This is a genomic window from Serratia sp. TSA_198.1 (assembly GCF_052686505.1).
Map to the genome: position 1 here is coordinate 1 of NZ_JBQZFP010000009.1, position 23,713 is coordinate 23,713.

The following is a 23,713-nucleotide window of genomic DNA, read 5'->3' on the forward strand; positions in this document are numbered from 1 at the left end:
AGCGCCGATGGTAGTGTGGGGTCTCCCCATGCGAGAGTAGGACACTGCCAGGCATCAAATTAGTGTGCTGATATGGCTCAGTTGGTAGAGCGCACCCTTGGTAAGGGTGAGGTCCCCAGTTCGACTCTGGGTATCAGCACCACTTTATTTAAAGTGGGTTTAGAAGTTCGGCAAAAAGAATTAAAAGAATTTGCTTGGCGGCAATAGCGCGGTGGTCCCACCTGACCCCATGCCGAACTCAGAAGTGAAACGCCGTAGCGCCGATGGTAGTGTGGGGTCTCCCCATGCGAGAGTAGGACACTGCCAAGCATCAATTAAAGCAACAAGCCCTATGCGAAAGCATAGGGCTTTTTGTTTTATCTATTTTTGGGTGTTCTACTCGAGCATGGAAATGCGAAAAGCCCGTCGGGAACGGGCTTCAACGCCGCTTGCGGTGGCCCCGAAGGGGTGAGTCTCAGGATGAGACGAATATTGTAGGACACTGCCAAGCATCAATTAAGCCGAGAGGCCATCCGAAAGGATGGCCTTTTTGCTTTTCAGCATTTGCCCGATAACGGTGCTTCATTCCCTTCAGTTCTCAGCAATGAAACATTTTCACCTTACCGTTGAACACTCGACATTGAGCCAAAAAAACGCTATCTTCGGGCATCTAGAAGTCTAAACGTATAAACGGATGTGTGAGGATTAAGCAATGCCGATTCGTGTTCCTGATGAGTTACCTGCAGTCAGTTTCTTGCGCAATGAGAATGTCTTTGTGATGACATCCTCTCGGGCAAAAACACAGGAAATCAGGCCGTTGAAAGTACTGATCCTCAACCTGATGCCAAAGAAGATCGAGACGGAAAACCAGTTTTTGCGTCTACTTTCCAACTCTTCGCTGCAAATTGACATCCAGCTGCTGCGCATCGACAGCCGTGAGTCGAAGAACACGCCGGCGGAGCATCTGAACAACTTTTACTGTGATTTTGAAGACATTCAGGATCAGAACTTCGATGGCCTGATCGTAACCGGCGCCCCGTTGGGGTTGGTTGATTTTTGTGATGTTGCCTACTGGCCGCAGATAGAACGCGTTATCGACTGGGCGAAGAACCACGTCACCTCCACGCTGTTCGTGTGCTGGGCGGTCCAGGCCGCGCTGAATATCCTCTACGGCATCCCGAAGATGACGCGTGAGGAGAAGCTCTCGGGCGTTTATCAGCATCAGACATTGCAGCAGCATGCACTGCTGACTCGTGGTTTTGATGAGACCTTCCTGGCACCGCATTCACGCTATGCGGACTTCCCTACAGAGATTATTCGTCAATACACGGATCTGGACATTCTGGCCGAGTCGGAGCAAACCGGGGCGTATTTATTCGCCAGCAAAGACAAGCGACTGGCATTTGTGACAGGCCACCCTGAATATGATGCGTTGACGTTAGCGGGTGAGTATTGTCGCGATAACGAGGCCGGCCTTAACCCTGTTGTTCCGCTAAACTACTTCCCCGATGATAACCCCGAACTCACTCCAAAAGCCTCCTGGCGCAGCCATGGTCATCTGCTGTTCGCCAACTGGCTGAACTACTATGTTTACCAGATCACGCCGTACGATCTGCGCCATATGAACCCCACTCTCGAGTAACGTTTTTTACCTTTACCGGCGGCTGAATCGAGGCCGCCGATGTTCTTCCCTCCTGGCCAGAACCCATTTTCCACTCCGAATTCTCAATAAAATCCATTCATTAACAAATACTTATTTTATATTCTGATATTTAATGGAACCGGTTTCCTTGTAGGTTAAATCCGTTATTCAAATTAACTTGTTGATAATAATAGGTTAATAAAATATTTAATATTAAAATGGAAATCGTTTTTGATTTTTATTTTTAGTTGAGTATTCTTAGATCCAATGGGGTTGAGATCTGACCAGCCGAGATCGTTTTGCATACCCTGATCCACATTGATTTCTGATGAAGAAGCACCTGTCTTCTGGCGACGGCGGGTGCGCAACAATGGGAAGGAGTAAGACAATGACGCAACAGATAGTAGGCACGGAGTTAACGTTTACGCAGGGTTTTACCGCTGCTGAGCGACAGGTGTTAACGGATGACGCGGTCGAATTCCTGGCGGAACTGGTGAGTAAATTTACTCCACAGCGCAACAAGCTATTGGCTGCGCGCGCCTGCTGGCAGCAGAAGATCGATCAAGGCGATCTTCCAGAATTTATTTCGGAAACCACTTCCATTCGTGAAGGTGAGTGGAAGATCCTGGGTATTCCCGATGATCTGCGCGACCGCAGGGTAGAAATCACCGGGCCGGTTGAACGCAAGATGGTGATCAATGCCTTGAACGCCAATGTGAAGGTGTTTATGGCCGATTTCGAAGACTCGCTTGCACCTAGCTGGGACAAAGTGATCGAGGGGCAAATCAACCTGCATGATGCGGTGAACGGCACCATCTCCTATACCAACGAAGCCGGAAAGATTTATCAGTTGAAGCCGAACCCGGCGGTATTGATCGCCCGTGTACGCGGCCTGCATCTGCCGGAGAAACACGTGCAGTGGCAAGGGGAAGCGATCCCCGGTGGCCTGTTTGATTTCGCACTGTATTTCTTTCACAACTACCGCCAACTGCTGGAAAAAGGCAGCGGCCCTTACTTCTATCTGCCGAAAACCCAGTCCTGGCAGGAAGCGGCCTGGTGGAGTGAGGTATTCAGCTTTACCGAGGATCGCTTTGATCTGCCGCGCGGCACCATCAAAGCCACGGTACTGATTGAAACGCTGCCGGCGGTCTTCCAGATGGATGAGATCCTGTATCACCTGCGCGACCATATCGTCGGGTTGAACTGCGGTCGTTGGGATTACATCTTCAGCTACATAAAAACGCTGAAAAACCATGCTGACCGAGTGTTACCGGATCGTCAGTCGGTCACGATGGACAAATCGTTCCTCAGCGCCTATTCCCGCTTGCTGATCAAAACCTGCCATAAACGTGGCGCCTTCGCGATGGGCGGTATGGCGGCGTTTATCCCGAGCAAAGACGCCGAGAAAAATGCCTGGGTGCTGAACAAGGTGCGGGCGGATAAAGAGCTGGAGGCCAATAACGGTCACGACGGCACCTGGGTGGCGCACCCAGGGCTGGCGGACACCGTGATGGAAGTGTTCAGCCGGGTACTCGGCGAGCGCCGCAACCAGCTGGAAGTGTTGCGTGAAAGTGATGCGCCCATCAGTGCCGCGCAGCTGCTGGAGCCTTGCGACGGCGAGCGGACCGAAGCCGGTATGCGTGCCAACATTCGCGTGGCGGTGCAATACATCGAGGCCTGGATCTCCGGCAACGGCTGCGTACCGATTTACGGGCTGATGGAGGATGCGGCGACGGCAGAAATTTCCCGTACCTCGATCTGGCAGTGGATCCACCATGAAAAATCCCTCAGCGACGGCCAACTGGTCACCAAAGCGCTGTTTCGTAAGATGCTTGCCGAAGAAGTTCTCGTTATTCAAGAAGAACTCGGCGAGCAACGTTTCAGCCACGGGCGTTTTACCGAGGCCGCGCGCCTGATGGAGAAAATCACCGTTTCAGATGAGCTGATCGATTTCCTGACATTGCCCGGCTACGAATTACTGGCCTGAAAACATTCCTGAACATTAACCCTACATTATTGAAAAGGATAAAATTATGTCTACCTCACGTACTCAACAGATTCAACAGCTGGAACAGGAATGGAAATCGGCCCGCTGGAAAGGCATCACTCGCCCGTACAGCGCCGAAGACGTGATCAACCTGCGTGGCTCAGTCAACCCGGTTTGCACTCTGGCGCAGAACGGCGCTGCCAAACTTTGGGATCTGCTGAATGGCAAATCACGCAAAGGCTACGTTAACTGCCTGGGGGCGCTGACTGGCGGCCAGGCGTTGCAGCAGGCCAAAGCGGGCGTGGAGGCGATTTACCTGTCTGGCTGGCAGGTGGCGGCGGATGCCAACACCGCGACCGCGATGTACCCGGACCAGTCGCTGTACCCGGTGGACTCGGTACCGACGGTGGTTGAGCGTATCAACAACACTTTCCGCCGCGCCGATCAGATCCAGTGGTCCAACAAGATTGAACCGGGCAGCAAAGGCTACACCGATTTCTTCCTGCCGATCGTCGCCGATGCGGAAGCCGGCTTTGGCGGCGTATTGAACGCCTACGAACTGATGAAAGCGATGATTGAAGCCGGTGCTGCCGGGGTGCATTTCGAAGACCAACTGGCGGCGGTAAAAAAATGCGGCCATATGGGCGGCAAAGTGCTGGTGCCAACCCAGGAAGCGATTCAGAAGCTGGTTGCCGCGCGCCTGGCAGCCGACGTACTCGGCGTGCCGACGCTGGTGATTGCGCGTACGGATGCCGATGCGGCTGATTTGCTGACGTCCGATTGCGATCCTTACGACAGCGAGTTCGTTTCCGGTGAACGCACCGCCGAGGGCTTTTTCCGCACCCATGCCGGCATCGAACAGGCGATCAGCCGCGGGCTGGCCTACTCCCCTTATGCGGACATGGTGTGGTGTGAAACCTCAACCCCGGATCTGCAAGCGGCCAAGCGTTTCGCCGACGCGATCCATGCCAAATTCCCGGGCAAGCTGCTGGCTTACAACTGTTCGCCGTCGTTCAACTGGAAAAAGAACCTGGACGATCAGACTATCGCTCGCTTCCAGGAAGAGCTGTCCGCGATGGGCTACAAATACCAGTTCATTACCTTGGCCGGCATCCACAGCATGTGGTTCAACATGTTCGATCTGGCGCACGCCTACGCGCAGGGTGAAGGCATGAAACACTACGTCGAGAAGGTGCAAGAGCCGGAATTCGCCGCCGTTGCGCGTGGCTACACCTTTGCCTCACACCAGCAGGAAGTGGGCACCGGCTACTTCGATAAAGTCACCACCATCATTCAGGGTGGCGCATCCTCGGTGACCGCGCTGACCGGTTCGACGGAAGAGCAACAGTTCTGATGGAACTGCGCTGATAACGGGTATTCCGGAGCCTGCTTATGCAGGCTCTGTTTTCTGGCGGGAGGTAGGGATGGCGGCAAAACTGGAGTTGTTGATCGCACAGACGATCCTGCAGGGCTTTGATGCGCAATACGGCCGTTTCCTCGAGGTGACCGCCGGCGCGCAGCAGCGCTTTGAGCGGGCGGATTGGCCTGCCGTACAGCAGGCGATGAAAAAGCGTATCCATCTGTATGATCATCATGTCGGTCTGGTGGTGGAGCAACTCAAGTGCATCACCGGGCAAAAATATTTTGATGCGGATTTCCCTTGCCGGGTGAAGGCGGTCTATACCGATTTGTTGCCGGAGTACCCGCGTTTCGAGATTGCCGAGAGCTTCTTTAATTCGGTCTACTGCCGCCTGTTCCGGCACCGCGATCTGACGCCGGAAAAGCTGTTTGTTTTCAGTTCACAGCCGGAAGGGCGTTTTCGCGATATCCCGCGCCCGCTGTCGCGCAATTTTACCGCCGGCGGCGACGTCCCGGCGATGCTGCACACCCTGCTGACCGATTTACCCCTGCGCCTGCCGTGGGAAAACTTGCCGCGCGATATTCATTACATCACCCTGGCATTGCAGCAAAGCTTTAGCGCACAGCAACTGGCGGGGGCGACGTTCCAGATCGCCAATGAGCTGTTTTATCGCAACAAGGCCGCCTGGCTGGTCGGCAAACTGCGATTGGCGGAGGGCGTTTATCCTTTCCTGTTGCCTATTCATCACAGCGATTCCGGCGCGCTGTTTATCGATACCTGCCTGACCAGCAAGGCCGAGGCGAGCATCGTGTTCGGCTTCGCCCGCTCGTACTTCATGGTTTATGCACCCTTGCCGGCGGCTATGGTCGAGTGGCTGCGCGAGATCCTGCCGGGTAAAACCACCGCCGAGTTGTACATGGCGATTGGCTGCCAGAAGCACGGTAAAACAGAATGTTACCGCGAATACCTTAGGTTCATGGCGCGCTCGCAGGAGCAGTTCATCATCGCGCCAGGGGTTAAGGGCATGGTGATGCTGGTGTTTACTCTGCCGTCGTTCGATCGGGTGTTCAAAGTGATCAAAGATCAGTTCGCACCGCAAAAAGAAGTGACGCAGGCGCAGGTGATGGCCTGTTACCAACTGGTGAAAGAACACGATCGCGTCGGGCGTATGGCGGATACCCAGGAATACGAGAATTTTGTCGTCGACAAGGCGCGTCTCAGCCCGGAGCTGTTGGCGGAGTTGCAGCGCGAAGTGCCGGACAAGCTGGAGGATCTGGGCGATCGCGTCGTGATCAAGCATCTGTATATGGAAAGGCGCATGACGCCGCTGAACCTGTATCTGGAGCAGGCCAGTGAGCAGCAGATACGCGATGCGATTGAGGAGTACGGCAACGCCATCAAGCAACTGGCGGCGGCCAATATTTTCCCCGGCGATATGTTGTTCAAGAACTTCGGCGTGACCCGTCACGGGCGGGTGGTGTTCTACGATTACGATGAAATTTGCTACATGACCGAGGTGAATTTCCGCGATATTCCGCCGCCGCGCTATCCGGAAGACGAACTGGCCAGCGAGCCGTGGTACAGCGTGTCACCGAACGACGTGTTTCCGGAGGAGTTCAGGCATTTCCTGTGCGGCGATCGACGCATCCGCCAGGTGTTTGAAGAGATGCACAGTGACCTGTTCGAGGCCGACTACTGGCGCGGGTTGCAACAGCGAATCCGCGATGGGCATGTGGAAGATGTGTTCGCTTACCGCAAGAAACGGCGTTTCAGCCAGCGTAGCGGCACGGAGTTGCCCGCGACATCAGCCACCGCATAGGGGCGCGGCATGCCGCGCCCGATACGATTAAGCTGCGGCACCCGCAACGGCTGCGCGAGCCAGCTCGGTGATGCGCGCGTAGTCGCCGTTTTCCAGTGCATCCGCCGGCACCAGCCAGGAGCCACCGATGCACAGCACGCTTTTCAGCGCCAAATAGTCGCGGTAGTTGCCCGGAGAAATGCCGCCGGTGGGGCAGAAGCGCACCTGCGGGAACGGGCCGCCGATCGCCTGCAGCGCTTTCACGCCGCCGTTGGCTTCCGCCGGGAAGAACTTGAACTCGCGCAGGCCATAATCCATACCCAGCATCAGTTCAGACACGGTGCTGATACCGGGAATTAGCGGGATCGAACCGGCGGTGGCCGCTTTCAGCAACTCGTCGGTCAGGCCCGGACTGATGGCGAACTGTGCGCCGGCGTCGGCCACCTGCTGCAACTGCTGCGGGTTAATCACGGTGCCTGCACCGATAATCGCGTCCGGCACTTCCTGGGCAATGGCGCGGATCGCATCCATCGCGCAGGCGGTGCGCAGCGTCACTTCCAGTACCCGCACGCCGCCGGCGACCAGGGCTTTTGCCAGCGGAACCGCATGTTCGAGCTTGTTGATGACGATCACCGGTACGACAGGCCCGGCCATCAGGATTTGCTCTGCGCTTGTCTTCCAATTGTTCATTAACGATGTTCTCCAGTTATGGCCGCCGCGGCCATGCTAACGATTAAAATTTGATGCAGCAGGCACCTTGTTCAGCGCCGGAAAGCTGGCTGCGCAAGGCGCCGAACAGTTCGCGGCCGCAACCGACGTGTTCCGCGCTCAGGTCCGGCTGAGAGGGGGCGCGCTGCGCCAGCACATCGGCATCGACCAACAACTCCAGCTCGCCGGTGCGGCCGTTAACACGGATCGGGTCGCCGTTTTGCACCTTGGCCAGCATGCCGCCGGTGTAGGCTTCCGGGGTAACGTGGATGGCGGAGGGCACTTTGCCGGAAGCGCCGGACAAGCGGCCGTCGGTCACCAGCGCCACTTTAAAACCGCGGTCCATCAACACGCCCAGCGGCGGCATCAGCTTGTGCAGCTCTGGCATGCCGTTGGCCTGTGGCCCCTGGAAGCGCACGACCACCACGCAGTCGCGATCCAGTTTGCCGGCCTCGAACGCCGGTACGATGTCGTGCTGGCTTTCGAAGACTACCGCCGGCGCTTCGATAATCTGATTGTCGGTCGGCACCGCCGAGGTTTTCATCACCGCCCGGCCGAGGTTGCCGGAAAGCACCTTGGTGCCACCGTGATGTTCGAACGGTTGGGCAAGGCTGGCGATAACCTTGGCGTCGAGCGAACTTTCCACCCCTTCACGCCAGGCCAGTTGGCCGTTATCCAGCCACGGCTCCTGGGTGTAACGCGCCAGGCCAAAACCGGCCACGGTGTGCACATCCTCGTGCAGCAGGCCATGCTTCAAAAGCTCGCGTACCACCAAGGCTACGCCGCCCGCAGCCTGGAACTGATTGATGTCCGCCGGGCCGTTCGGGTAGATGCGGCACAGCAGCGGCACCGCATCCGACAGTTCCGAGAAATCGTCCCAGTTGATGATGATGCCGGCAGCGCGCGCCATCGCCACCATGTGCATGGTCAGGTTGGTGGAGCCGCCAGTGGCCAGCAGTGAAACAATGCCGTTCACCACCACTTTCTCATCCACCAGTTGGCCGACAGGCAGATAATTGCCGGCGGTTTCGGTCAGGCGGGTAACCTGGCGCGCGGCGGCGTCGGTCAGGGCATCGCGCAGCGGCGTGGCGGGGTGAACAAAGGACGCGCCCGGCAGGTGCAGGCCCATCACTTCCATCACCATCTGGTTGGTGTTGGCGGTGCCGTAGAAGGTGCAGGTGCCGATGCCGTGATAAGAGGCAGCCTCTGCTTCCAGCAGCGCCAGGCGGTCAGCCTTGCCTTCGGCGTACAACTGGCGCACGCGCACTTTCTCTTTGTTCGGCAGACCGCTGCTCATCGGGCCGGCGGGCACAAACAGCGCCGGCAAATGGCCGAAGGACAGGGCGGACATCACCAGACCCGGTACGATTTTGTCGCAGATGCCGAGGAACAGCGCGCCGTCGAACATGTTGTGCGACAGCCCGATGGCTGAAGACATAGCGATTACGTCGCGGCTCATCAGCGACAGCTCCATGCCGTCCTGCCCCTGGGTCACGCCGTCGCACATAGCCGGTACGCCGCCGGCCACCTGGCCGACTGCGCCCACCGCGTGCAGCGCCTGTTTCAGCCGCTGTGGGTAGTTCTCATACGGCTGGTGGGCGGAAAGCATGTCGTTATAGGCGGTGATGATGGCGATATCGCTGCGCACCATATTTTTCAGCGCGGTCTTGTCATCCGGTTGGCAGGCGGCAAAGCCATGCGCCAGGTTGCCGCAGGCCAGTTGCGCGCGGTGCACGGTTTGGGAGCGGGCGGCCTCGATGCGCGCCAGATAGGCGGTTCGGCTCTCTTTGGAGCGGTCGATGATGCGCTGTGTGACACGAGATAGGGTTGGATTAAGCATACCTTCCTCACATTGCTGTTGTTATTGACGTCGCCAGTGGCGCTGCCCCCGGTGGTTGATTGCAGCCCTGATGTGCAATGACCGGGGGCGGGTTATGTCGTTATATTTTTTAAAACAGGGTGAAGGCGACCATGCCGATGATCCCACCCACGCTGCCCAGAATGGTTTCCATCACCGTCCAGGTTTTCAGCGTTTGCAGTTCGTTGGCGCCGGTAAATTTACCGAACAGCCAAAAACCGGCGTCGTTCACGTGGCTAAGTACGATCGAGCCGCCGGCGATGCAGATAGCCAGCGCGGCCAGTTGTCCGCCGCCAAGCCCCAACTGGCTGGTGACCGGCAGCACCAGGCCGACGGTAGTCAGGCAGGCGACGGTCGCAGACCCCTGAATCACCCGCACTACGGCGGACAGCGCGAAACAGGCTACGGCGATCGGCAGGCCGGCGCCGATCATGGCATCACCCAGCGCCGGGCCAACGCCGGAATCCACCAGGATCTGTTTGAACACGCCGCCCGCGCCGGTCATCAGCAGAATAATCCCGGCGGGTTGCACTGCCGCAGAGCAGATGGCCAGCGTTTGTTCATTGGTCATGCCGCGCGGTTTAGCCAGGCCGTAAATCACGATCAGACAGGCGATCAGAATGGCGGTGAACGGGTGGCCGATAAACTCCAGCCACTGCTGCAATTGTGAGCCGGGCGTGACCAGCCGTGCGCCAATGGTTTTCATGCCGACCAGCACCAGCGGGCAGAGTACCAGCGCCAGGCTAAAGCCAAATGACGGCAGATTGCCTTTATTGAGCGTAGGTTCGTTTTCCTCCGCCGGCATTGGCCAGTTAACGAAGCGGCTGATAAAGCTGCCGTACAACGGACCTGCAATCAACATGCCGAGAATGGCGGCGACCAGCCCGATGGCGATCATCCAGCCGAAATCGGCCTTCATCTGCGAAGCCAGCAGCATCGGTACCGGCCCCGGCAGCAGGAACGAAGCGGCTGCCGCGACGCCGGCAAACAGTGGAATAGCCAGCTTGACGATGTTACCGTCGGTGCGGCGCGCCACGGCAAATACGATGCCGATCAGCAGCACCACCGCCACGTCAAAGAACAGCGGCAAGGCGCAGATCAAACCGGCGATGCCGAGGGCATAATGCGCCTTGCTCTGACCGAAACGTTTCAGTAAATGCGTCGCAATTTGGTCCAGCGCGCCGACCTCATGCAGGATCTTGCCGAACATGGCGCCCAGCGCCACCACAATCGCCAGAAATCCCAGCGTATCGCCCATGCCTTTCTGCATGGTGTCGGCAATGTGGCCGAGCGGCATGCCGGAGAAAATACCGGCGGCGATAGACACCAGCATTAACGCGACGAAGGCGTGCATGCGCGCCTTCATCACCAGGAATAACAGCAGTAAAACCGAGCCGACTGCGGTACCGACCAGCGTTATCGTACTCACGCGCACACGTCCTGCGGCAGGAAGCTTTGGATATGGCGCACCGTATCGGCAATGACGCCTTCCAGCGGCTGGTTGATGTCGACGGCCATCACGTCGCTTTCATCGACGCCCGGTTGTTCCAGCGCGGCGAACTGGGTGACCAGCATTTGCGGTTTGAAGAAGTGGCCGTTGCGCGCCGCCAGGCGGGCTTCGATCACCGGGAAATCACCGTGCAGATAGATGAATGACAGGTTGCCGTTACCGGCGCGCAGGCGATCGCGGTAATGCTTTTTCAGCGCAGAGCAGACGATGATCGACACGCTATGGGTGCGTTGCATGGCGAAGGCGGCGTCGTTGAGCGCGGCCAGCCACGGGGCGCGGTCATCATCGTTGAGCGGCTCACCGGCAGCCATTTTCAGGATATTGCTGCGCGGGTGCAGGAAATCGCCATCGAGGAACCCGGCGGACAGTTGGCGGGCGGTCGCCGCGGCCACGGCGGATTTGCCGCTGCCGGAAACGCCCATGATGACGTAGATTCGGTTTTGATTGTTGGTCATGGCTTAGCTCCAAAACGGCAAACAGGGTTAATTGACAGGCGTTGTTACCGGTAACATGTTATCGGTAACATTGTCGAAGGAAGTTTGGCCGGTTGCAATGGGCTTTAGCGGTGAGGATCGTTAACTGTGATCGGCTTCAAGGTTTTTTCGGGGCTGGAAACACTCTGCCTACAGAGTTTTACATGCTGACAACAGCATGGGATACGGGGCGCCGCTGGCGGCGCCCCGGGGTCACTTCAGCGTACGCCGCCGTACTCCAGACTGATCTCTTTCGCGGCGTGGATCACCAGCGCGCCCAGCTCAATTACGCGGTTGTCGGTGATGCGCGACACCGGGCCGGAGATGGAAATGGCGGCGAAGGCTTCCCGGTGCTCGTCGAAGATGCAGGCCGCCACGCAGCGCAGGCCGAGGGCATGCTCTTCGTCGTCGAAGGAAAAGCCCTGTTTGCGGATCTGCGCCAGCCCTTCCTTCAGGTTATGCGGCGTCATCGTATGCTGGGTGTAGGTCTGCATGCCCTTTTTATGCAGCAGTTTGGTGACTTGCTCATCCGACAGGGTAGAGAGAAAAGCCTTCCCCGCGCCGGAGGCGTGCATCGGCAGTTTACCGCCGATCGGCGCCGACATGCGCATCAGCGCGGTGCATTGCACTTGATCGATAATGATGGCCTGATACTCGCTGGTATCCAGCACGGCCAGATTGACCGTCTCGCCGGATTCTTCCATCAGACGGCGCAGCGTCGGGTGCACCATCGCCAGCAGATTACGGCTTTGCAGAAAGCTGCTGCCGACCACAAAGGCGTGTGAGCCAATGGTCCACAGGCCCAGATCGCCCACCTGCCGCACGAATCCTTGCTGTTGCATGGTGGTGAGCAGGCGGTGAGTGGTGGAATTCGGCAGCCCGGCCTGCTGGGCCAGATCGGTCAGCGCCACGTTTCCCTGGGCTTCGGCAATGTATTCCAGCAGTTTCAGGCCGCGGGTCAGCGATTGAACCTGACCGGTCGCCGCGCTGGCGGCCGGCGAGGCGGCGCGGGGCTTTTTGCCGCGTTTGGCGGGAGCGGGGGTGACCATAATTCGCATTCCTCTTTCCGTATGATGGAATTCATTTTCGTTTTTTGCAGATGAATTGCAAGCCGTCTGTCATCTCATCGGATGTGTTGTCGGGCAACCTGAAAAACTCTCAATTGCCGCGCGCCACTTTGGCCCCACAAGCTGTGCTAGGATGACTCGTTGGTTTTTGCGGCAGTTAAGCGATGGGCTGGATGGTAATTGAAGGGGTTACAGTGACAAATCGAGTAGAACAACTGCGCCGGCAGTTAGCACAGCGCATTTTAGTGTTGGACGGCGGCATGGGCACCATGATCCAGAGCTACCGGCTGGAAGAGAGCGATTTTCGCGGCGAACGTTTTGCCGACTGGCAGAGCGATCTGAAAGGCAATAACGACCTGCTGGTGCTGACCAAGCCGGAAGTGATTACCGCGATCCACTACGGTTATCTGGAAGCGGGCGCCGATATTCTCGAAACCAACACCTTCAACTCCACCACCATCGCCATGGCCGACTACCACATGGAGTCGCTGTCAGCCGAGATTAACTATCAGGCCGCCTGCCTGGCGCGCGCCTGCGCCGACGAATGGACCGCGCGTACCCCGGATAAACCGCGCTACGTGGCCGGGGTGCTGGGCCCGACCAACCGCACCGCTTCCATTTCGCCGAACGTCAACGATCCGGCATTCCGTAATGTCTCCTTCGACGAACTGGTGGAAGCCTACCGCGAATCAACGCGCGCGCTGGTGGAAGGCGGCGTCGATCTGATCATGATCGAAACCATTTTCGATACCCTGAACGCCAAAGCCGCCGCCTTTGCGGTGGAAACCGAATTCGAAGCGTTGGGGGTGGAGTTGCCGATCATGATCTCCGGCACCATCACCGACGCCTCCGGCCGTACCCTGTCCGGCCAAACCACCGAAGCCTTCTATAACTCGATGCGCCACGTCAAGCCGCTGAGTTTTGGCCTGAACTGTGCGTTGGGGCCGGACGAGCTGCGTCAATACGTTGCCGAGTTGTCGCGCATCTCGGAAACCTACGTCACCGCACACCCTAACGCCGGTTTGCCCAACGCTTTCGGCGAGTACGATCTGGACGCGCAAGAGATGGCGAAACAGGTGGGCGAGTGGGCGCAGGCCGGTTTCCTCAATATTATCGGCGGCTGTTGCGGCACCACGCCGGAGCATATCGCCGCAATGGTCGATGCGGTGGCGGGCGTACCGCCGCGCCCCTTGCCGGATATCCCGGTAGCCTGCCGTTTGGCCGGCCTTGAACCGCTGAATATCGACGCCAAAACGCTGTTCGTCAACGTCGGTGAACGGACCAACGTCACCGGCTCTGCGCGCTTCAAACGGCTGATTAAAGAAGAAAAATATAACGAAGCTTTGGCCGTGGCGCGCCAACAGGTGGAAAGCGGCGCGCAGATAATAGATATCAACATGGATGAAGGGATGCTGGACGCCGAAGCGGCGATGGTGCGTTTCCTCAGCCTGATTGCCGGCGAGCCGGACATCGCCCGGGTGCCGATCATGATCGACTCCTCCAAATGGTCGGTGATCGAAAAAGGCCTGAAGTGCATTCAGGGCAAAGGCATCGTTAACTCCATCTCGATGAAAGAAGGTGAAGAGGCCTTTATTCACCACGCCAAACTGGTGCGCCGCTACGGCGCGGCGGTGGTGGTCATGGCGTTTGACGAGGTTGGCCAGGCCGATACCCGCGAGCGCAAGTTCGAGATCTGTCGCCGCGCCTATAAAATTCTGACCGAACGCGTCGGCTTCCCGCCGGAAGACATTATTTTTGACCCGAACATCTTTGCCGTCGCCACCGGTATCGAAGAGCATAACAACTATGCCGTCGACTTTATCGAGGCCTGCGCCGACATCAAAACCCACCTGCCGCACGCGATGATCTCCGGCGGGGTGTCCAATGTGTCGTTCTCGTTCCGCGGCAACGATCCGGTGCGCGAAGCGATCCACGCGGTCTTCCTGTACCACGCGATCCGCAACGGCATGGACATGGGCATCGTCAACGCCGGGCAACTGGCGATCTACGACGATCTGAGTGACGAACTGCGTAACGCGGTGGAGGACGTGATCCTCAACCGCCGTGACGACGGCACCGAGCGCCTGTTGGATCTGGCGGAGAAATATCGCGGCAGCAAAGACAACGAAGTGGCGGTGCAGCAGGCGGAATGGCGCGGCTGGCCGGTAGAAAAGCGGCTGGAATACTCGCTGGTGAAAGGCATTACCGAGTTTATCGAGCTGGATACCGAAGAGGCCCGGCAGCGGGCGGATCGCCCGATCGAAGTGATCGAAGGGCCGCTGATGGCGGGGATGAACGTGGTCGGCGACCTGTTCGGCGAAGGCAAGATGTTCCTGCCGCAGGTGGTGAAGTCCGCCCGCGTGATGAAGCAGGCGGTGGCCTATCTGGAGCCCTACATTGAAGCCAGCAAGCAGAAAGGCACCACTGCGGGCAAAATCCTGCTGGCGACGGTGAAGGGCGACGTGCATGACATCGGCAAAAACATCGTCGGCGTGGTGTTGCAGTGCAACAACTACGAAATCGTCGATCTGGGCGTGATGGTGCCGACGGAGAAAATCCTGAAAACCGCCCGCGAACAGAACGTGGACATCATCGGCTTGTCGGGGCTGATCACCCCGTCGCTGGATGAAATGGTCAACGTGGCGAAAGAGATGGAGCGCCAGGGCTTTACCCTGCCTTTACTGATTGGCGGCGCGACCACCTCCAAGGCGCATACGGCGGTGAAGATTGAACAGAACTACAGCGGCTCGACCACCTACGTGCAAAATGCCTCCCGCACCGTGGGCGTGGTGTCGGCGTTGCTGTCCGCTACCCAGCGCGACGATTTTGTGGCGCGTACCCGTAAAGAATACGAAACCGTGCGTATCCAGCATGCGCGTAAAAAACCGCGCACCCCGCCGGTCAGCCTGCAAAAAGCGCGCGATAACGCCATGGCGCTGGATTGGGAAAACTACCGGCCGCCGGTGCCGAAGCAGCTTGGGGTACATGCGGTAGAGGCCGGTATCGAGACGCTGAGGCAGTACATCGACTGGACACCGTTCTTCATGACCTGGTCGCTGGCAGGTAAATACCCACGGATTCTGGAGGACGAGGTGGTGGGTGAAGAGGCCAAGCGCCTGTTCGCCGATGCCAACCAGATGCTGGACATGCTGGCCGCCAACGGCAGCCTCAACCCGCGCGGCGTCTACGGCCTGTTCCCGGCCAACCGCGTCGGCGACGACATTGAGGTGTATCGCGACGAAAACCGCGACGAGGTGCTGGTGGTCAGCCGTCACCTGCGCCAGCAGACCGAGAAAACCGACTTCCCGAACTACTGCCTGGCGGACTTCGTCGCGCCGAAAAGCAGCGGCAAGGCCGACTATTTCGGCGCTTTCGCCGTGACCGGCGGTCTGGAAGAGGATGAGCTGGCGGTGGCCTATGATGCGCAGCATGATGATTACAATAAAATCATGATCAAGGCGTTGTCCGATCGCCTGGCGGAAGCTTTCGCCGAGTACCTGCATGAGCAGGTGCGTAAATTGCACTGGGGCTTTGCCGCTGACGAGAACCTTAGCAACGAAGAGCTGATACGCGAGAATTACCAGGGCATCCGCCCGGCGCCGGGCTACCCGGCCTGCCCGGAGCATACCGAGAAAGCGGAGATCTGGCGCCTGTTGGACGTTAACCGCCACACCGGCATGGAGCTGACCGAATCCTTCGCCATGTGGCCGGGAGCGGCGGTGTCGGGCTGGTACTTCAGCCATCCGGAGAGCAAGTACTTTGCGGTGGCGCAGATCCAGCGCGATCAGGTGGAAGACTATGCGGCGCGCAAAAGCATGAGCATCAGCGAAGTTGAACGCTGGCTGGCGCCTAACCTGGGCTACGACGCCGACTGATGACGCAGGGGCGCTGCACGCGGCGCCCCTGTCAGCCAGTTCCTCTCGTAAGGGGCCAACATGTTGGCCTCTTCTTATCCCTCGTCGTTCGCCACCGCTTCGACATCAATGTGCAGCGCGTCGTAGCGCCAATACTCCAAATCGCAATCAATCACCCGATCGTGTTGATCCCGGTTCACCCGGGTAATAAACAGCGACGGGCTGCCGTAGGTGACCTTCAGCATCGTGGCTGCCTCCTGCGGTAACAGGGTCGGCAGCATATCGAAGCGTACCCGGCCATAACGGATACCGTAGTGCTCTGCGTACAGCGCGGTCAGCGACTGCGTCAAATCGGCATCCAGGATACCGGCGAAGTAGGCCGGGTTGAGGTAGTGCTCGCAATACAACACTGCACGCCCGTCGATAAAGCGTAGCCGGCGGATGCGGTAAACCTCTGCGCCCTCCGGCAGCTCCAGCCGCCGCGCCAGGGCGGCGTCGGCCTGCACGTGGCCACTGTCGATCACCTGGGTGTGGGCGTCGCGCCCCTGCTGCTGGGCCATGGCGTGGAAGTGGCTGCGCTGCAACGGGTTGTACACCAACCGTGGCGGTGAGATAAACCAGCCGCGCCTCACCTGACGGTAAATCACCCCCTGCGCCTCCAACTGACCGAGCGCTTCCTGCAGCGTAATGCGGGTGGTGGAAAACTGCTCGCTCAGGGCGCGTTCGGAAGGCAGCTTGCCGTCGGCGCTGAATTCCCCTGCGATGATGCGGGCGTTCAACGTCTGGCAGATTGCCGCCACGGCGGTTGATCCTTCACTCATTCCACATGCCCCATTTCAGTGCGCATTGCTCCCGTTAAGGTAGACCAGCGGGCGGCCCCTTGAGGCGTAAATGAGATAAAACTGCTGCTTTTTTGGGCTGACATATAATTATCACATTCGTCCGTTAGATTGGCTTGGTTCTTGCTGGACTAGTCCAGTGACTTCCCACACTACCACCTGGAGCATCTGTTATGAAACGTTTGTGCGCTTCTGTGTTAACCAGTGCCATTGTACTGACCAGCCAGATGAGCTGGGCCGCGGATCCCGATCTGGCTGCGTTGGAGCAGGCTGCCAAGAAGGAAGGTGAAGTCAACAGCGTCGGCATGCCGGACAGCTGGGCCAACTGGAAAGACACCTGGCAGGATCTGCAGAGCAAGTACGGCTTGAAGCATCTCGATACCGACATGAGCTCGGCGCAGGAAATCGCCAAGTTCGACGCGGAAAAGGGCAATGCCACGGCGGATATCGGTGACGTGGGCGCGGCATTCGGCCCCATCGCTGTGCAAAAAGGGGTAACCCAACCTTATAAGCCGTCCACTTGGGAGCAGGTGCCTGGCTGGGCGAAAGACAAGGATGGCCATTGGGCGCTGGCCTATACCGGCACCATTGCCTTCATTATCAACAAACAGCAGGTGAAAGAGATCCCGCATAGCTGGGCCGATCTGCTGAAAGGCACTTATCAGGTCACCATCGGTGACGTCGGCACCGCCTCGCAGGCGGCAAGCGGCGTGCTGGCGGCCACTTACGCCATGGGCGGCAACGAGAAAAACCTGAAGCCGGGTCTGGAGTTCTTCGGCAAGTTGGCCAAGGCCGGGCGCCTGAGCCTGAGCAACCCGGTGATCGCCTCGCTGGAAAAAGGCGAAGTGCAGGTCGGCGTGGTGTGGGACTTTAACGGCCTGAACTACCGTGACCAGATCGACAAAACCCGTTTTGAAGTGTTGATCCCGTCCGACGGCTCAATCACGTCAGGCTATACCACCATCATCAACAAATTCGCCAAACACCCGAACTCCGCCAAGCTGGCGCGTGAATACATCTTCTCCGACGCCGGTCAGATCAATCTGGCGCGCGGTTATGCTCGCCCGATCCGTGCGGAGCACCTGACGCTGCCGGACGACGTAAAAGCCAAGCTGTTGCCGGCCGAACAGTATAAAAACGCCCACCCGATCGCCGATCCGGCGGCCTGGGAACAAAGCGCCAAAACGCTGCCGCGCCAGTGGCAGGAAAACGTCATTATGTTTATGCAGCAGTGAGTTAAGCCATCATGAAAACGATCCTCGTACTGCTGGACGGTCTGAACTATCAGGTGGCGCATGACGCCATGGGGTATCTGCAGGCCGAGTGTGCGGCAGGGCGCGGACGGTTGTATCAGCTGGAGAGCGAGCTGCCTTCGCTCTCTCGGCCTCTGTATGAATGCATTCTCACCGGCGTGCCGCCGGTGGAAAGCGGCGTGGTGCATAACCAGGTATCGCGCCTCTCGCATCAGCAAAGCGTGTTTCACTATGCGCGCGCCGCAGGGCTGACTACCGCTGCGGCCGCCTACCATTGGTTCAGTGAGCTGTATAACCGTACCCCGTTCGACGCCGCGCGCGATCGCCATACCGACGATGCCGGGCTGCCCATTCAGCACGGCCATTTTTATTACGACGACCGTTACCCGGACTCCCATCTGTTTGACGACGCCGAAAGCCTGCGTCGCCGTCATCAGCCCGATTTCCTGCTGATCCATCCGATGAACATCGACGATGCCGGACACCGCTTCGGCTTGTCTTCACCGCAGTACCGTAACGCGGCTCGCAATGCCGATGGCGTGCTGTCTCGCTATCTGGGCGACTGGCTAAGCGCCGGATATCAGGTGATGGTGACGGCCGATCACGGTATGAATGACGACCGCAGCCACGGCGGTGTATTGCCGGAGGAGCGACAGGTACCGCTGTTCGTGTTCGGTGCGGCTTTCAGTCAGAACGACGCTAACCCGCAGCAAACTGACCTGTGCGGCACGCTGTGCGAGGTGCTACAGGTAGCGCACGACAAGCCGCGTTGCCGTGCGCTGTTGGCATAAGGGTGAATAATGAAAGCTAAGTGGATTGCCGCGCTGTGCCTGCTGCCGTTTATCCTGCTGTTCGGCGCGTTTCAAATCGCGCCGCTGGTGTGGATTGCGGTCAGCAGTTTTTTCAGCCAGACCAGCGGTTGGGGGCTGGGCAATTACGTTGACGTCCTGACCTCGCCGTTCTATCTGCAGGCGTTTCAGTTCTCGCTGGAGATTTCCCTCTGGTCGAGCGTTTACGGGCTGCTGATTGCCCTGGTCGGCAGTTACTCACTGCGTCAATTGGGTCAGACGCGGTTCCACGATTTTGTGATGTCGTTTACCAATATGACCAGCAACTTTGCCGGGGTGCCGCTGGCCTTCGCCTTTGTCATCCTGTTGGGGCTGAACGGCTGCCTGACGTTGCTGCTGCGCAAGTACGGCCTGATGGAGAGCTTTAACCTTTACTCCAAAACCGGGCTGATCGTGCTTTACACCTATTTCCAGATCCCGCTGGGCGTATTGCTGTTGTACCCGGCGTTCGACGCGCTGCGTGAGGACTGGCGCGAGTCGGCATCGCTGCTTGGCGCCAGCCCATGGCGCTACTGGCGGCATATCGGCCTGCCGGTGCTGGCGCCGGCGCTGATGGGCACCTTTGTCATCCTGCTGGCTAACGCGCTGGGCGCCTATGCCACGGTATATGCGCTGACCACCGGCAATTTCAACGTGATACCGATACGTATTTCGTCGCTGGTGGCGGGGGATATTTCCCTCGACCCGAACCTGGCCAGCGCGCTGGCGATGCTGTTGGTGGCGATGATGGCGTTCATTACCCTGATCCACCAATGGCTGTTGCGCAGGAGTTACCTGAATGCGCGCTCATAATGTTGCGGAGGGCGGCCATGTCCCGTTTTGAAACCGGCTACCACCGTGTGGTGACCAGTCTGCTGTTGCTGATCCTGCTGTTACCGCTGGCGGCGACGCTGATTTACGCGCTGGCCACTCAGTGGGGCGCCACCATCCTGCCGGACGGTTTTACCCTGAAGTGGGTGACGGCGTTGTGGAGCGATCCCCGTTTCCTGCTGGCGCTGTGGCACTCGTTGCTGATCTGTTTCGGCACCCTGGTGCTGGCGGTGGTGGTGATTTTGCCGATGATGTTCGTGATTGCGTACTATTTTCCCAAACTGGACGCGGTGATGAACGTGCTGATCCTGTTGCCGTTCGCCGTACCGCCGGTGGTGTCGGCAGTCGGGTTGATGCAGCTGTTCGCCGCCGATCCGCTGCCGCTGCTCGGCACGCCCTGGATCCTGATCGGCTGTTACTTCTCGATTGCCCTGCCGTTTATTTACCGCGCCATCAGCAACAACATGCAGGCGATCAACCTGCGTGATTTGATGGACGCGGCACACCTATTGGGCGCCAGCACCTGGCAGGCGGCGCTGCTGGTGGTGCTGCCGAACCTGCACAAGGGCGGAATGATTGCGGTGCTGCTGTCGTTCTCGTTCCTGATTGGCGAATTCGTCTTCGCCAACCTGCTGGTGGGCAGCCAGTATGAAACGCTGCAGGTTTACCTCTATAACATGCGCAACGGCAGCGGCCACTTCACCAGCGCACTGGTCATTTCTTATTTCGCCGTGGTGCTGATTGTCACCTTGCTGGCGAATTTGCTGAATAAAAATAAGGGTTAACGCATGGCATATCTCACTGTCACCCGCCTCAATAAACGCTATGGCCAGACCCAGGTGTTTCAGGATATCGATTTTACCGCCGAGGAGGGCGAGTTCGTCACGCTGCTCGGGCCGAGCGGCTGCGGTAAATCCACGCTGCTGCGTTGCCTGGCGGGGCTGACATCGGTCGACAGCGGGCAAATCTTGCTGCAGGGCCAGGATCTGGTGCCGGTGCCGCCGCAAAAGCGCGGCATAGGTATGGTGTTCCAGAGTTATGCGCTGTTCCCGAACATGACCGTTGAAGGCAACGTGGCGTTTGGCCTGAAAATGCAGAAACTGGCGGCCGGGCAGATCCAGCATCGGGTAGAGGAAGTGCTGGCGCTGGTGGAGTTGACCGAACTGGCGAAGCGTTATCCGCATCAACTGTCCGGCGGGCAGTGTCAGCGGGTAGCGCTGGCGCGATCGCTGGTGACCCGCCCGCGTCTGCTGCTGCTCGACGAGCCGCTGTCGGCGCTGGATGCACGTATCCGCAAGCATCTGCGCGAGCAGATCCGCCGTATCCAGCGTGAACTGAACCTGACGGCAATCTTCGTTACCCACGATCAGGAAGAGGCGCTGACGTTGTCGGATCGCATCGTGCTGATGAACAAGGGCCAAATCGTGCAGAGCGGCGATGCGGAAACCCTGTACACCCAGCCGGCTAACGTCTTCGCCGCCGGGTTTATCGGCAACTACAACTTGCTGAGCGCCGAACAGGCGAGCGCACTCACCGGCCGCCGCTACGCCGGCAAGGTCGCGATACGCCCTGAATCCATCGCGTTGCTGCCGGCCGGGCAGGGGATCGAGGGGGTGATCCTCAGCCATAGCCTGCTGGGGAATGTGGTACGCTACCGTGTCCAGGTTCGTGGCGTTGAGCTGTTGGTTGACGCGCTCAACCGGTCGGTCGAGGATTTGCGGCCCGACGGCAGCGAAATTGGGCTACACTTGGAAACTGTTACATTACGGGAAGTTGCATGACTTCGCTGCGGCAATCAATGATAACTCCAGGGTAATGCCTGCCGTTGCGTTAACCTTCCAATATGCGGTCTGCAGCCTGTTACCGCTGTCCTGCCCGACTACCGCCCGGCAGGCAGGATAGCCTGCTATACCCGTCACCTTTCAAGCTGCAGGTGTCTTGGCCGCGCGGTCTCACCCCAGTCACTTACTTGGGTAAGCTCCTGGGGATTCACCCGCTTGCCGCCGTCCTGCAGCCCGAAATTCATAGGGTATGGATTTGATTTTTCCTGCCGGGCGTTAATGGAGCGTATTTTCCGTGTTGACCCTTCTTCACCTGCTTTCCTCCGTGGCGTTGTTAGTGTGGGGTACCCACATCGTGCGCACCGGGATTATGCGGGTCTACGGCGCTAACCTGCGCCGGGTATTGAGCGACAGCGTCGAGAAAAAACCGCTGGCGTTCGTCTCCGGTATCGGCGTAACCGCGCTGGTGCAAAGCAGCAACGCCACCGCGCTGCTGGTCACCTCTTTCGTCGCGCAAGGGCTGGTGGGGCTGGCGCCTGCGCTGGTGATCATGCTGGGCGCCGACGTCGGCACCGCCTTGATGGCGCGGGTGCTGACCTTCGATCTTTCCTGGCTATCGCCGCTGTTGATTCTGGTCGGTGTTTTCTTGTTCCTCAGCCGCAAGCAAACCCGGGTTGGCCAAATGGGGCGTGTGTGCATCGGCCTCGGGCTGATCGTACTGGCGCTGGAGCTGATCGTGGCCGCCGCGACGCCCATTACCCAGGCGGCGGGTGTGAAAGTGCTGTTCTCGTCGCTGACCGGCGACGTGATGCTGGATGCCCTTACCGGCGCTCTGTTCGCCATCGTCAGCTATTCCAGCCTGGCGGCAGTGTTGCTGACCGCCACCCTGACCGCATCCGGCGTGATCTCGCTGAAAGTGGCGCTGTGTCTGGTGATTGGCGCCAATCTCGGCAGTGGCCTGTTGGCGGTCATCAATACCAGCGGCCAGAACGCCGCCGGCCGTCGGGTGGCGCTCGGTAGCCTGCTGTTCAAGCTGATAGGCTGCGTGCTGGTGCTGCCGTTTGTCTCTTATCTGGCAGAGGTAATGACCCGCCTGCCGGGCGAAAACGAAGAACTGGTGATCTATTTTCACGTCTTCTACAACCTGATCCGCTGCCTGATACTGATCCCGCTGGCCGGGCCGATGGCGCGTTTATGCGAAACCCTGATCGCCGACGTGGCGGCCGACGATCCCCGCCTGCGGCCGCGGCATCTGGACGCCAGCGCGCTGGATACGCCGACGCTGGCGCTGGCCAATGCGGCACGCGAAACCCTGCGTATGGGCGACGTGGTGGAACACATGATGATCCTGCTGCGCGAAGTGCTGCACGGCAAGAATGGGCAGGATAAAGAGGTGCGGCGGTTGGACGACGATGTCGACGTGTTGTATACCGCCATCAAGCTATATTTGGCGCAGATCCAGAAAGAGGATTTGGGCGAAGAGGATTCGCGCCGTTGGGCGGAAATCATCGAAATGGCGCTGAACCTGGAGCAAGCCGGGGACATCATTGAGCGCATGACCGGCGATGTGGCGGCGAAATCGCACGCGGCGCGGCGGGCGTTCTCGGCGGAAGGGTTGGCGGAGCTGGATACGCTGCATGAGCGGCTGGTCGGCAACCTGCGCCTGAGCCTGTCGGTGTTCCTGTCCGGCGATATTACCAGCGCCAAACGGCTGCGACGCTCCAAACACCGTTTTCGCATTCTGGATCGCCGTTACGCGCATGCGCACGTCGATCGTCTGCATCAACAAAACGTGCAAAGCATCGAAACCAGTTCGCTGCATCTGGGGCTGTTGGGGGATATGAAACGCCTGAACTCGCTGTTTTGCGCCGTGGCGTATAACGTGCTGGACCAGGATGAACGCGATGATGAGCGTGAGTGGGATGATACGCCGAGCACCCTGTAAA

Annotated in this window: 17 protein-coding genes, 1 tRNA gene and 1 rRNA gene; 13 read left to right on the forward strand and 6 right to left on the reverse strand. The window is 58.8% G+C overall.

The features are described from left to right. Positions 1–66: 66 nt before the first annotated feature. The 6 genes from ACUTSW_RS23325 to aceK all read left to right on the forward strand — a co-directional run bounded on the left by ACUTSW_RS23325 (position 67) and on the right by aceK (position 6,787). Positions 67–142, forward strand: a tRNA-Thr gene (locus ACUTSW_RS23325). Positions 143–193: 51 nt separating this feature from the next. After that, positions 194–309, forward strand: a 5S ribosomal RNA gene (gene rrf, locus ACUTSW_RS23330). A 382-nt stretch (positions 310–691) separates the two neighbouring features. Further along, positions 692–1,621: a homoserine O-acetyltransferase MetA gene (gene metA, locus ACUTSW_RS23335; protein ID WP_004948912.1), complete on the forward strand. Its 930-nt coding sequence runs from the start codon at positions 692–694 to the stop codon at positions 1,619–1,621. Positions 1,622–2,009: 388 nt separating this feature from the next. Further along, entirely contained in the window at positions 2,010–3,608 is a 1,599-nt protein-coding gene (gene aceB, locus ACUTSW_RS23340) for a malate synthase A (protein ID WP_445585472.1), read from the forward strand. Positions 3,609–3,654: 46 nt separating this feature from the next. Beyond that, a complete protein-coding gene (gene aceA, locus ACUTSW_RS23345) occupies positions 3,655–4,962 on the forward strand; it encodes an isocitrate lyase (RefSeq protein ID WP_004948909.1) in 1,308 nt (435 codons plus the stop codon). A 70-nt stretch (positions 4,963–5,032) separates the two neighbouring features. After that, a complete protein-coding gene (aceK, locus tag ACUTSW_RS23350; protein ID WP_241921597.1) occupies positions 5,033–6,787 on the forward strand; it encodes a bifunctional isocitrate dehydrogenase kinase/phosphatase in 1,755 nt (584 codons plus the stop codon). Positions 6,788–6,814: 27 nt separating this feature from the next. On the opposite strand, the gene ACUTSW_RS23355 is transcribed toward aceK, so the two are convergent. From ACUTSW_RS23355 to iclR, 5 genes are all read right to left on the reverse strand, one after another. After that, positions 6,815–7,456, reverse strand: coding sequence for a bifunctional 4-hydroxy-2-oxoglutarate aldolase/2-dehydro-3-deoxy-phosphogluconate aldolase (locus tag ACUTSW_RS23355; protein WP_062868896.1), 642 nt, complete (start codon positions 7,454–7,456; stop codon positions 6,815–6,817). 43 nt (positions 7,457–7,499) lie between these two features. Next, positions 7,500–9,314 (reverse strand): phosphogluconate dehydratase, encoded by a 1,815-nt coding sequence (gene edd, locus ACUTSW_RS23360; RefSeq protein WP_445585473.1) that lies wholly within the window; start codon positions 9,312–9,314, stop codon positions 7,500–7,502. Positions 9,315–9,423: 109 nt separating this feature from the next. Continuing rightward, positions 9,424–10,761, reverse strand: a complete 1,338-nt coding sequence (gntU, locus tag ACUTSW_RS23365; RefSeq protein ID WP_445585474.1) for a gluconate transporter — start codon at positions 10,759–10,761, stop codon at positions 9,424–9,426. Then, positions 10,758–11,297 carry a gluconokinase gene (gene gntK / locus ACUTSW_RS23370; protein ID WP_062791567.1) on the reverse strand — a complete coding sequence of 180 codons (540 nt, stop codon included), beginning with the start codon at positions 11,295–11,297 and terminating at the stop codon, positions 10,758–10,760. The genes gntU and gntK overlap by 4 nt, the downstream gene beginning before the upstream one ends. Positions 11,298–11,533: 236 nt before the next feature. After that, complete coding sequence (iclR, locus tag ACUTSW_RS23375) at positions 11,534–12,364, reverse strand: glyoxylate bypass operon transcriptional repressor IclR (RefSeq protein ID WP_004948889.1); 831 nt, start codon at positions 12,362–12,364, stop codon at positions 11,534–11,536. 182 nt (positions 12,365–12,546) lie between these two features. On the opposite strand from iclR, the gene metH reads away from it, so the two are divergent. Beyond that, positions 12,547–16,257 carry a methionine synthase gene (gene metH, locus ACUTSW_RS23380; RefSeq protein ID WP_445585475.1) on the forward strand — a complete coding sequence of 1,237 codons (3,711 nt, stop codon included), beginning with the start codon at positions 12,547–12,549 and terminating at the stop codon, positions 16,255–16,257. A 74-nt stretch (positions 16,258–16,331) separates the two neighbouring features. On the opposite strand, the gene ACUTSW_RS23385 is transcribed toward metH, so the two are convergent. Further along, a complete protein-coding gene (locus ACUTSW_RS23385) occupies positions 16,332–17,057 on the reverse strand; it encodes a UTRA domain-containing protein (RefSeq protein ID WP_445585476.1) in 726 nt (241 codons plus the stop codon). Positions 17,058–17,248: 191 nt separating this feature from the next. Between ACUTSW_RS23385 and ACUTSW_RS23390 the strand changes: the two genes are divergently transcribed. From ACUTSW_RS23390 to ACUTSW_RS23415, 6 genes are all read left to right on the forward strand, one after another. Continuing rightward, positions 17,249–18,310 carry an ABC transporter substrate-binding protein gene (locus ACUTSW_RS23390; protein WP_445585477.1) on the forward strand — a complete coding sequence of 354 codons (1,062 nt, stop codon included), beginning with the start codon at positions 17,249–17,251 and terminating at the stop codon, positions 18,308–18,310. A gap of 11 nt (positions 18,311–18,321) precedes the next feature. Continuing rightward, positions 18,322–19,119: an alkaline phosphatase family protein gene (locus ACUTSW_RS23395; RefSeq protein WP_013814770.1), complete on the forward strand. Its 798-nt coding sequence runs from the start codon at positions 18,322–18,324 to the stop codon at positions 19,117–19,119. Positions 19,120–19,128: 9 nt separating this feature from the next. Continuing rightward, positions 19,129–19,968 (forward strand): ABC transporter permease, encoded by an 840-nt coding sequence (locus tag ACUTSW_RS23400; protein WP_013814769.1) that lies wholly within the window; start codon positions 19,129–19,131, stop codon positions 19,966–19,968. A gap of 17 nt (positions 19,969–19,985) precedes the next feature. Next, the gene (locus ACUTSW_RS23405) at positions 19,986–20,771 is read left to right on the forward strand and encodes an ABC transporter permease (RefSeq protein ID WP_445585478.1); all 786 of its coding nucleotides are present in this window, start codon (positions 19,986–19,988) and stop codon (positions 20,769–20,771) included. A 3-nt stretch (positions 20,772–20,774) separates the two neighbouring features. Beyond that, on the forward strand, positions 20,775–21,767 hold the full coding sequence (locus ACUTSW_RS23410) for an ABC transporter ATP-binding protein (protein WP_062868889.1): 993 nt from the start codon (positions 20,775–20,777) through the stop codon (positions 21,765–21,767). 295 nt (positions 21,768–22,062) lie between these two features. Continuing rightward, positions 22,063–23,712, forward strand: a complete 1,650-nt coding sequence (locus ACUTSW_RS23415) for a Na/Pi cotransporter family protein (RefSeq protein ID WP_445585479.1) — start codon at positions 22,063–22,065, stop codon at positions 23,710–23,712. Position 23,713 lies beyond the last annotated feature (1 nt).

Coding starts and splice junctions, on each gene's coding strand:
- ACUTSW_RS23410 (WP_062868889.1), top strand. CDS start 20,775: ATGGCATATCTCACTGTCACCCGCCTCAATAAACGCTATGGCCAGACC.
- ACUTSW_RS23385 (WP_445585476.1), bottom strand. CDS start 17,057: ATGAGTGAAGGATCAACCGCCGTGGCGGCAATCTGCCAGACGTTGAAC.
- metH (WP_445585475.1), top strand. CDS start 12,547: ATGGGCTGGATGGTAATTGAAGGGGTTACAGTGACAAATCGAGTAGAA.
- ACUTSW_RS23355 (WP_062868896.1), bottom strand. CDS start 7,456: ATGAACAATTGGAAGACAAGCGCAGAGCAAATCCTGATGGCCGGGCCT.
- aceA (WP_004948909.1), top strand. CDS start 3,655: ATGTCTACCTCACGTACTCAACAGATTCAACAGCTGGAACAGGAATGG.
- gntK (WP_062791567.1), bottom strand. CDS start 11,297: ATGACCAACAATCAAAACCGAATCTACGTCATCATGGGCGTTTCCGGC.
- iclR (WP_004948889.1), bottom strand. CDS start 12,364: ATGGTCACCCCCGCTCCCGCCAAACGCGGCAAAAAGCCCCGCGCCGCC.
- aceB (WP_445585472.1), top strand. CDS start 2,010: ATGACGCAACAGATAGTAGGCACGGAGTTAACGTTTACGCAGGGTTTT.
- ACUTSW_RS23400 (WP_013814769.1), top strand. CDS start 19,129: ATGAAAGCTAAGTGGATTGCCGCGCTGTGCCTGCTGCCGTTTATCCTG.
- ACUTSW_RS23390 (WP_445585477.1), top strand. CDS start 17,249: ATGAAACGTTTGTGCGCTTCTGTGTTAACCAGTGCCATTGTACTGACC.
- ACUTSW_RS23405 (WP_445585478.1), top strand. CDS start 19,986: ATGTCCCGTTTTGAAACCGGCTACCACCGTGTGGTGACCAGTCTGCTG.
- metA (WP_004948912.1), top strand. CDS start 692: ATGCCGATTCGTGTTCCTGATGAGTTACCTGCAGTCAGTTTCTTGCGC.
- ACUTSW_RS23395 (WP_013814770.1), top strand. CDS start 18,322: ATGAAAACGATCCTCGTACTGCTGGACGGTCTGAACTATCAGGTGGCG.
- aceK (WP_241921597.1), top strand. CDS start 5,033: ATGGCGGCAAAACTGGAGTTGTTGATCGCACAGACGATCCTGCAGGGC.
- edd (WP_445585473.1), bottom strand. CDS start 9,314: ATGCTTAATCCAACCCTATCTCGTGTCACACAGCGCATCATCGACCGC.